The sequence below is a fragment of the Mesorhizobium sp. M7A.F.Ca.CA.002.05.1.1 genome, assembly GCF_003998335.1.
GTDB lineage: Bacteria > Pseudomonadota > Alphaproteobacteria > Rhizobiales > Rhizobiaceae > Mesorhizobium.
The window spans coordinates 1-1,572 of record NZ_RZQI01001152.1 but is presented as its reverse complement, the minus strand read 5'-3'; the positions used below and the strand labels follow the sequence as shown (position 1 = coordinate 1,572).

The 1,572-nt window shown below is 61.5% G+C and carries 1 protein-coding gene; it reads right to left on the bottom strand.

The genetic code is table 11. The features are described from left to right. Positions 1 to 266 precede the first annotated feature (266 nt). Positions 267 to 1,572: arginine--tRNA ligase (locus EN939_RS33535; protein WP_127271754.1), on the bottom strand; the 1,306-nt coding region annotated here is incomplete at its 5' end.

Here is a 1,572-nt window from a genome sequence, read left to right as displayed (position 1 = left end):
CTTCGAGCCCGTGATCGGCGGCTGGGGCCTGCGGCTGGGCGGGCGATTGCGGCCTGACCGGCTGGCGCGGGTCGAATCCCATGATCCTGGTCAGTTCCGCGAACGGATCATCGTCAGCGATGTCGTTGTTGTCGGCTACTCTCAGCTGGGTTCTGTCTGCCATTATTGTTCCCGAACTCGCACTCATTCGGACGCCATGGACGTCGCGTAGGGTTGGCCCTTACCAGCGCAATGTGGGCAAAAGGTGACAGGTTATTTAGTCAAACCTAACGCATTTCGGTGGGCGCGGCGGCTCCGATCAACGTCAGGCCGGACGTCAAAACGTCCGAAACAGCCTGCACCAGCCCTAGTCTGGCATGCGTCAATTGTCGGTCGTTAACCTTAACAAAACGTAAGTCCGGATTATCCGTGCCACGGTTCCAGTGTCCGTGGAAGCTGGAAGCCAGATCATAGAGGTAAAATGCCAGCCGATGCGGCTCGAGCGCAAGGGCGGCGGACTCGATCAGCCGCGGGTATTCGGCAAGCTTGCGGATCAGGCCGATCTCGCCCTCGTCGGTCAGCAATGCCGCGGCAGACGCCAGGCTGTTGCGGTCGAAATTGGCTTCGCCCAGTTGCTCGCTCGCCTGCCGGAACACCGAATGACAGCGCGCCGAGGCGTACTGGACATAGAACACCGGATTGTCCTTGGACTGCTCGGTCACCTTGGCGAAATCGAAATCCAGGGGCGCATCGTTCTTGCGGTAGAGCATCATGAAGCGGATCGCGTCGCGGCCGACCTCCTCCACCACTTCGCGCAGCGTCACGAAATCGCCCGACCGCTTCGACATGCGCACCGGTTCGCCCTCGCGAAACAGCTTGACCAGATTGCACAGCAGGACAGTGAGCTTCACCTCGTCGCCGGCAATCGCCCGCGCCAGGGCCTCCAGCCGCTTGACGTAGCCGCCATGGTCGGCGCCGAGCACATAGATCAGGTCGACGAAACCGCGATCGACCTTGTCCTTGAGATAAGCGACGTCGGCGGCGAAATAGGTGAACGAGCCATCAGACTTGACCAGCGCCCGGTCCATGTCGTCGCCGACCGCGGTCGAGCGGAACAGCGTCTGCTCGCGGTCCTCCCAATCTTCGGGTTTCTCGCCCTTGGGCGGCGGCAGCTTGCCCTTGTAGATATGGCCCTTCAGCGTCAGATCGTTGATCGCAGAGCGGATCTTCCTGGCTTTGTCGGCGTGCAGCGTGCGCTCGGAGAAGAACACGTCGTGATGCACGTTGAGCATCGCAAGGTCCTCGCGGATCATCGCCATCATCGCATCGATGGTGCGATCCTTGACGATGGCGAGCGCCTCGTCATCGGGCATCTGCAGAAGCGAGCGGCCGTATTCCGCGACCAGCGCCTGGCCGACAGGCACCAGGTAATCGCCGGGATAGAGACCGGCAGGTATTTCGCCGATGTCGTCGCCCAGCGCTTCGCGGTAACGCAGGAATGCGGAACGGCCGAGCACGTCGATCTGCGAGCCGGCGTCGTTGATGACATATTCCTTGGTCACGTCGTAGCCGGCGAAGGCCATCAGATTGGCA